Consider the following 7415-nt stretch of genomic DNA (forward strand, 5'->3'; position numbering starts at 1 on the left):
GCTGGACGACGCCTGGATGCGCGACATCGGCCCGACGTTCGTGGTCGGCCCGGACGGGCTCGGCGCGGTCGACTGGACCTTCAACGGCTGGGGCCGGCAGAGCTGGGCGACGTGGGAGAACGACGCCCGGATCGGCCGGCAGGTCGCCGCCTGGGCCGGAGCGACACTGATCGACTCGACGATGGTCAACGAAGGCGGCGGCATCCACGTCGACGGCCGCGGCACCGTGCTGGTCACCGAGACCGTGCAGCTGGACCCGGGCCGTAACCCCGGCTGGACCAGGGAGCAGGTGGAGAGCGAGCTGCGCCGCACCCTCGGGGTGCGTGAGGTCGTCTGGCTGCCGCGCGGGCTGACCCGCGACTACAGCGAGTTCGGCACCCGCGGCCACGTCGACATCGTGGCGACCATCGCGTCACCGGGCACCGTGCTGCTACACGTCCAGCCCGACCCGCGTCACCCCGACCACGCGCTCGACGCCGAGCTGCGCGCGGTGTTCCCGGCCGGCTGGCGCATCCTCGACCTGATGGCGCCCGAGCAGCTGGAGGACGAGCAGGGCCCGGTCGACCTCAGCTACGTCAACCACCTGGCCTGCAACGACGGCGTGGTGGCCTGCACCTTCGACGACCCGCACGACCAGGCCGCGCTGGAGGTCCTGGCCGCCGCCTACCCCGGCCGCCGGGTCGTCGGCGTCGACGCCCGGCCGCTGTTCGCCCGCGGCGGCGGCATCCACTGCATCACCCAGCAGCAACCCGCACTCCCTGGAGGATTTTCGTGATTGACGTCGTGGTGGTCGGCGCCGGTGTCACCGGACTGATCACGGCCCTGCGCCTGCACGAGGCCGGGCGCGAGGTGCTCGTGCTCGAGGCCCGCGACCGGGTCGGCGGCCGGCTGCACACCGAGACCGTCGACGGGGTCCGCCTGGAGATCGGCGGCCAGTGGGTCTCACCCGACCAGACCGCCCTGCTCGATGTGATCGACGAGCTCGGGCTGGAAACCTACCCGCGGCACCGCGACGGCGACTCGGTCTACATCGGTCGCGACGGGATCCGCCGCACCTTCCGCGGCGAGGCCTTCCCCGTTCCGGACGCCACCGCCACCGAGATGCAGCGCATCATCAAGGAACTGGACGCCCTGGCGGCGCAGATGGATCCGCTCGTGCCGTGGGAGCACCCGGACGCCGAGCGGCTGGACCGGATGTCGTTCGCCGCCTGGTTGGCCGAGCAGACCGACGACGTCGAGGCCCGCGACAACGTCGGCCTTTACGTCGGTCCCGCGATGCTGACCAAACCGGCGCACGCCTTCTCCGCATTGTCGGCGGTGCTGATGGCGGCCAGCGCGGGCGGCTTCAGCCACCTCGTCGACGCCGACTTCATCCTCGACCGGCGGGTCGTCGGCGGCCTGCAGGAGGTGCCGGTGCGACTGGCCGCCCGCCTGCCCGGTCTGGTGCGCCTCGGCGAGCCGGTCACCCGCGTCGACTGGGACTCCGACGGCGCGACCGTGCACACCGGGCAGGGTTCCTACCGCGCCCGCCGGGTGGTGATGGCGGTGCCGCCCACCCTGGTCAACCGGGTGCGCTACGCGCCGGCGCTGCCGGCGGTGCAGGCACAGATGCGCCAGCATCAATCTTTCGGACTGGTCCTTAAACTGCACATCACGTACGAGACTCCGTTCTGGCGCGAGGCCGGTCTATCCGGAACCGCGTTCAGTCCGTACGCGCTGGTCCACGAGGCCTACGACAACAGCAACGAGGACGTGGCGGGGGAGACCCGTGGCATCCTGGTCGGGTTCATCTCCGACGAGAAGGCCGACGGCGTGCTGACCCTGGACGCCGAGACCCGGCGCGCGCGGATCCTGGAGTCACTGGCCGGCTACTACGGCGAGCAGGCGCTGCACCCGGTCGCCTACTACGAGAGTCCGTGGATGTCCGACGAATGGACCGCGGGCGCCTTCGGCACCAGCTTCGACATCGGGTCGCTCACTCGCTACGGGCGGCATCTGCGTGCTGACGTCGGCCCGCTCGCGTTCGCGAGCAGTGACGTTGCCGGCCTCGGCTTCCAGCACGTCGACGGCGCGATCCGGATGGGGGAGGCGACAGCAGCCCGCCTACTGGCCAGCCTGTGAGCGTGCTTCACCATGACGAGGAATGCCCCATGCCACCAATGGCTACTGCCTCGACCGCGGATCCGGCGGGTGTCCGGGGGCCACGGTCCATCCCAGCGGGCCAAGGCTCACAGCCGGACGGGCGCGGTCGAACGGCGAATATCCCCAGGTCCGGCCGGGTGTCCGGTCTCCAGAAAGAGTCCTTTGTCCCCCGTGCGAGCTACCGGCAAGTGTCCACCGCACGGTGACGATTGTGGCGGCGGGAATCCATAGCGTTCTTCGTGTCCGCGGCGCTGAGGTCGCGGTCTGCGAAGGAGTCGTCATGCGTTTCGTCAAACAGCTTCTTGCCGTCGCTGCCGTCGCCCTCGTCGGCGGGCAAAGCGCCGCCGCCGTCGAGGGAAGCTTCTTCCTCACCTTGGTGATCGGCGCCGTGACGGCGGTGCTGGGCGTGGTCGTCTACCGCTGGGTGGTGCGGCGCACCGAGCGCCGCGAGCCGGCCGAGCTCGGCCTGGACGGCTGCGGTGCAAGGGTGGGCCGAGGGACGCTCATCGGCGTCGCCATGTTCGCGGCCGTCATCGCCAACATCGCGTTCCTCGGCGGCTACCGCGTCGAGGGCTGGGGCTCGCCGACGGGCGCGCTGGGTCTGCTCGGGTTCATGGCGGCCGCCGCCGTGACCGAGGAGTTGCTGTTCCGAGGGGTGCTGTTCCGGATCATCGAGGAGCGTACCGGCACCTGGATCGCTCTGGCTCTGACCGGCGTGGTGTTCGGCGCGATGCACCTGGCCAACCCGGACGCCACCCTGTGGGGGGCGACCGCCATCGCCATCGAGGCAGGGTTCATGCTGGCCGCCTGCTACGCCGCCACCCGGAACCTGTGGGTCCCGATCGGCCTGCACTTCGGCTGGAACTTCGCGGCCGGCGGCATCTTCAGCGTCGCGGTGTCGGGCAACGGCGAGTCGACAGGGCTGCTCGAAGCCTCGACGTCGGGGCCGGTCGCGCTGAGCGGCGGCGCCTTCGGGCCGGAGGGCAGCCTGTACGCGGTGCTGGCCGGCGTGGTGCTGACCGTGGTGTTCCTGTGGCTGGCCAAGCGCCGCGGGCACATCGTCCCGCGCCGGCGCCGCACGGCGCAGGCCCCGGCAACAGCTACAGTCACCCGGTGATCAAGCTCCGGCGGCTCCCGGACCTGTGGCGGCAGTGGCCGATCACGGTCCGGGACCTCCCGTTCGCACTGGCTCTCGCCCTCGCGGCGGCGGTCCCGGCCCTGGAGCGGCAGGGTACGCAGCTCGGCAACCTCCCGGACCGCCCGCATGACGCGCTGACCGTCGGTGTCGTCGCCCTGGAGTGCCTGCCGCTGGCCGTCCGCCGCCGGTGGCCGGTCGTCTGCCTCGCGCTGGTGTCGCTCGGCTTCGCGATCGACCAGCTCCGCAGTTACCACACCATCGCGGGCACGGGACTGGCCATCGCGCTCGTCAGCGCGGGCGCCTACGTGGAACGCCGCCGCTGGCTCGTCGTGGGTCTCGCCTCGGCGGCGTACGTGTCCCTGGCGATCTCCCTCGACCGGCTCGGATCGAGTGAGGGCGCCGTCGGGTTCACCACGTTCTACCTGCTGCTGGCGCTCGCGTGGGGCGTCGGGGCGTGGCTGCGCCAGAACCGGGCCGCCGAGGCGGAACGCCGCCGCCATGTCGAGGAGGTCACCCGCACCGCGGAGCGCACGCGCATCGCCCGGGAGCTGCACGACGTGGTCACCCACCATGTGACGGCGATGGTCGTGCAGGCCGAGGCCGCGCGCTACCTGACCAGCGCCCCGGACAAGCTGGAGCAGACCTTGACCGCGATCACCGGCACGGGCCGCCGGGCCGTCGGTGACCTGCGGCAGTTGCTAGACCTGCTCAACCCGGATCACAGCACGGGCGATCCGCGTACGCCGGCCGTCGGCGACCTGGACGCCCTCGTCGACCATTCCCGGCAGGCCGGGCAGCCGGTCGAGTTCGTCCGGGAGGGCACGCCGGCGGCGGCCACCGGCAGCGCCGAGATGGCGGCGTACCGGGTGGTGCAGGAGGCGTTGACGAACGCGCTGAAATATGCGCACGGCAGCCGGACCAGGGTTCGCGTGCACCACGGGGAAGGGGAGACGACCGTGGAGATCAGCACTGACGGCTCCGGATCCGGCGGCGCGTCCCCGGGCGGCAGCGGGCGCGGCCTCGCCGGGCTCCGCGAGCGGGTCACCGTGCTCGGCGGCGACTTCAGCGCGGGCACGCAGGCCGGCGGCGGCTTCCTCGTGCGGGCCCGGATCCCGGCCGGGAACCCGTCGTGACCGCGCCGATCCGGGTGCTGGTCTGCGACGACCAGGAGCTGATCCGCACCGGCTTCACGACGATCATCGACGCCCAGCCCGACATGGCGATCGTCGGCGAGTGCGGCGACGGGCGCGCGGCGGTCGACCTGGCCATGCGGCTGCGGCCGGACGTGGTGGTGATGGACGTCCGGATGCCGGTGCTCGACGGCATCGAGGCGACCCGCCTGCTGGCCGGCGCCGGAGTGCCCGAGCCGGTGAAGGTTCTCGTGGTGACGACGTTCAACCTCGACGAGTACGTCTACGAGGCGCTGCGCGCGGGCGCCAGCGGCTTCCTGCTCAAGGACGCCCCGCCGGCGCAGCTGCTCAACGGCATCCGTACGGTCGCGACGGGCGCCGCGCTGCTGGCCCCGGAGGTGACCCGGCAGCTGGTGGGTAGGTACGCGGCCCGCATCCGCCCGGCCGAGGGCGATGCGGGCGGCGGCGCCCTGACCCGGCGCGAGCTGGAGGTGCTGCGGCTCATCGCGGAGGGCCTGTCCAACAGCGAGATCGCCGCGGCCCTGGTGATCAGCCAGGAGACGGTCAAGACGTACGTGTCGCGCATCCTCACCAAGCTCGACTTGCGCGACCGGGTGCAGGCCGTGGTGTACGCGTACCGCCGCGGCCTGGTGACCTGAGCAAGAAGACTAGGTCGTTCCTAGGTCGGGGGGCTGGGTAAGCCGACTGCCGGACCGGTACGGCACCGACGGCCGGCCGCGGGATCACCCGAGGAAGTCGGACACCATCTCCACGGCCTCGAACCTGCGCCCGGTGAGGTCTTCCCGGGAGCACACGTAGAACACCGTGGTGTAATCGGTTCCGAAGTCGTCGCCGACATCGCTGCGGTCCAGGAAGAACTCGGCCAGCAGCAGGTGAGTCTCGAAGTCGTCGACCGGCACGCCCAGGCCGCCGGTGTTGGAGCGGCCGAACCCGCCGAGAACGAGCAGCCCGTAGCTCGGCAGGTCCCAGGTGAGTTCGGCAAAGAGGTCTTCGTCGTCGCGGGCGCCGTCGGCCAGGTAGCGCGGGTGGGCGGCGGCGTACTCGGCCAGGCTCCGATCCGGGGTGGCGTAGAGGGCGGCGCGGTCGTACACCGGGGTCCGGTCATCGGGCGGCTCGACCTCCGTGCATTCCTCACCGGCCGGCACGTAGACGACCCGCCCCTCGTCCGAACCCATCTCCGGCACCGCGAAGAACACCAGTGTGCCGTCCGTGGGAAGGTCGAGGTCCGTCGTGTCCTTACCGATCGCGGCGAGGTCGATCGTGGCCAGGTGGGCGTGGTGCGCCGGCCAGGCGACCGACGCCGGCAGCGACGGGCGGCCACCGAAATGGCCCACGACCGGGCCGATCCCCTCCGTGTCCAGAGCGATGCAGGGACGGGCGAGGCTCACCCAATATTCGATCGCGTCCTCGGGCATGCCCTTCCTCCGGGCGGCTTCCCGGAAGTCGTCGAGCATGGTGGGCCTGTCGGAGTTGGTCATCATCCGTGCAGCCGTGAGGTCGCCAGCGCCCAGGTCGTCGCGGCCGATCGCGTAGCATGTTCCGCCTCCGCGACCGCCGCGTCGGCCGGCACGTGGACTACCCGCCCGACCGTGGAGGTCTTTCCGGGCACCGCGAAGAACACCAGCGTTCCGGCCGCCGGAAGGTCGAGATCCGTGGCGTTCCCCGGGATCGCGGCGAGGTCGACCGAGGCGAGGTCTGCGTGGCCCGCGGGCCAGGGTACGGATGCCGGCAGCGCCGGCCGGCCACCGAAATACCCCATGACCGGGCCGTTGCCGTCGCCGTCCAGGGAGAGGTAAGGACGCGCGAGGCTTACCCAGTAGTCGATGGCATCCTGCGGCATGCCGCGCTCGAGGGCGGTCTTCCGGAACTCCGTCAACGTATACACAGCGATCATGATCCACATGGTTGTCAACCGTCCCCGACCTGCCGATCCGCGGCGGCCGCCGGTCGCCGGGGCGCTGATCGCGGTGCAGGCGACGGAGAATGGTGCACCAACAACAGCTGGGCTGCCGTGCGGACGAGCCCGGCGACGGCCCGTGAGCGGCTGTGCGCGGGCCAGGCGAGGACTGTGGTGACGTGGGGTGCGTCGGTCAAAGGGATGGCTGTGTGCGCGTTCCACAGCCACGATCGGGAAGAGGCGCAGAGGACGGCCAGGGTGTGGCCGAGCGCGATCAGCTGGGCGAGCTGCGACTGGTCATGAATCTCGGGGCCCGGACCGGGTTCGTAGGTGCCGTCTTGACGGGGCCACCGCGCGACAGGCAGGTCCGGCACGTTGCTGATGTCCGCCATGGTCAGGGACGTACGCGCGGCGAGAGGATGCCCGGCCGGCAGGATCGCGACCTGTTGTTCGGTCAACAGGTCTTCGGTGTCGAAGCCGGCGAGGGCGTCGAAGGGCCGTTGCATGAGCGCCGCGTCGGCGCGGCCATCGCGCAACATTCGCGCCTGATCTCCCATGCCGCACAGCAGCACCTCGATCTCGGCCGCGTCAGGTTCGGCGGCGTGGGCGTTGAGGAGTTTCTGCAGCAGTTCGTGGTTCGAGCCGGCCTTCGTGGCCAGCGTGAGCCGGTTCGTAGACGTTGCGGCGCGGCGGGTGCGGCGGACGGCTGCGGCTGTTCCGTCGAGGATGGCACGGGCCTCGTCGAGCAGCACCTGACCCGCACCGGTAAGGGTCACGCCGCGACGGTTGCGTTCGAGCAGGGTGACACCGAGGCGCCGTTCGAGCTGCTGAATCGCCCGGGACAGGGGAGGCTGAGCCATGCCGAGGCGCTCGGCCGCCCGGCTGAAGTGCAATTCCTCGGCGACGGTGACGAAATACCTGAGCTCCCGGGTCTCCAGCGCGTCCATCGGCCCGACGATACCGCGGTGATACCGACCGGGTATGACAGCGCACCTAATACTGCTACGGCGGTTCGTAGCTTCCGAGCGTGCTGAGTCGTTTGCGGTAGTGGGAGTCACGGGATCGTTGAAGGCAGCGGCGGCGGAAG

General features: G+C 71.1%; 8 protein-coding genes. 5 read left to right on the forward strand and 3 right to left on the reverse strand.

What is annotated here, in order from left to right; genetic code table 11:
* The 5 genes from AB0F81_RS49665 to AB0F81_RS49685 all read left to right on the forward strand — a co-directional run.
* Nucleotides 1-775 (forward strand): agmatine deiminase family protein (locus AB0F81_RS49665; protein ID WP_360211186.1); only part of this gene is annotated, 775 nt, incomplete at its 5' end.
* A complete protein-coding gene (locus tag AB0F81_RS49670) occupies nucleotides 772-2121 on the forward strand; it encodes an NAD(P)/FAD-dependent oxidoreductase (protein WP_360211188.1) in 1350 nt (449 codons plus the stop codon). The genes AB0F81_RS49665 and AB0F81_RS49670, both read left to right, overlap by 4 nt.
* Nucleotides 2122-2422: 301 nt before the next feature.
* Nucleotides 2423-3259, forward strand: coding sequence for a CPBP family intramembrane glutamic endopeptidase (locus tag AB0F81_RS49675; RefSeq protein WP_360211190.1), 837 nt, complete (start codon nucleotides 2423-2425; stop codon nucleotides 3257-3259).
* Nucleotides 3256-4413, forward strand: a complete 1158-nt coding sequence (locus AB0F81_RS49680; RefSeq protein ID WP_360211192.1) for a histidine kinase — start codon at nucleotides 3256-3258, stop codon at nucleotides 4411-4413. The genes AB0F81_RS49675 and AB0F81_RS49680 overlap by 4 nt, the downstream gene beginning before the upstream one ends.
* The gene (locus AB0F81_RS49685) at nucleotides 4410-5069 is read left to right on the forward strand and encodes a response regulator transcription factor (RefSeq protein WP_360211194.1); all 660 of its coding nucleotides are present in this window, start codon (nucleotides 4410-4412) and stop codon (nucleotides 5067-5069) included. Before AB0F81_RS49680 ends, AB0F81_RS49685 begins: the two co-directional genes overlap by 4 nt.
* Nucleotides 5070-5153: 84 nt before the next feature.
* Here AB0F81_RS49685 and AB0F81_RS49690 read toward each other — a convergent pair whose 3' ends face one another.
* Genes AB0F81_RS49690 through AB0F81_RS49700 form a run of 3 tightly spaced genes read right to left on the reverse strand, consistent with a single transcriptional unit; the run spans nucleotide 5154 to nucleotide 7275 of the window.
* Nucleotides 5154-5912, reverse strand: coding sequence for a DUF1963 domain-containing protein (locus AB0F81_RS49690; protein WP_360211196.1), 759 nt, complete (start codon nucleotides 5910-5912; stop codon nucleotides 5154-5156).
* The gene (locus AB0F81_RS49695) at nucleotides 5909-6334 is read right to left on the reverse strand and encodes a hypothetical protein (RefSeq protein ID WP_360211198.1); all 426 of its coding nucleotides are present in this window, start codon (nucleotides 6332-6334) and stop codon (nucleotides 5909-5911) included. Before AB0F81_RS49695 ends, AB0F81_RS49690 begins: the two co-directional genes overlap by 4 nt.
* A 5-nt stretch (nucleotides 6335-6339) precedes the next feature.
* Nucleotides 6340-7275: a LysR family transcriptional regulator gene (locus tag AB0F81_RS49700; protein WP_360211200.1), complete on the reverse strand. Its 936-nt coding sequence runs from the start codon at nucleotides 7273-7275 to the stop codon at nucleotides 6340-6342.
* Between the last annotated feature and the right edge of the window lie 140 nt (nucleotides 7276-7415).

It is taken from the genome of Actinoplanes sp. NPDC024001 (assembly GCF_040638955.1).
Taxonomy (GTDB): Bacteria; Actinomycetota; Actinomycetes; order Mycobacteriales; family Micromonosporaceae; genus Actinoplanes.

What these genes read in the sequence shown, in the direction of transcription:
- AB0F81_RS49675 (WP_360211190.1), top strand. Translation starts at nt 2,423, where the DNA reads ATGCGTTTCGTCAAACAGCTTCTTGCCGTCGCTGCCGTCGCCCTCGTC.
- AB0F81_RS49690 (WP_360211196.1), bottom strand. Translation starts at nt 5,912, where the DNA reads ATGATGACCAACTCCGACAGGCCCACCATGCTCGACGACTTCCGGGAA.
- AB0F81_RS49695 (WP_360211198.1), bottom strand. Translation starts at nt 6,334, where the DNA reads ATGTGGATCATGATCGCTGTGTATACGTTGACGGAGTTCCGGAAGACC.
- AB0F81_RS49700 (WP_360211200.1), bottom strand. Translation starts at nt 7,275, where the DNA reads ATGGACGCGCTGGAGACCCGGGAGCTCAGGTATTTCGTCACCGTCGCC.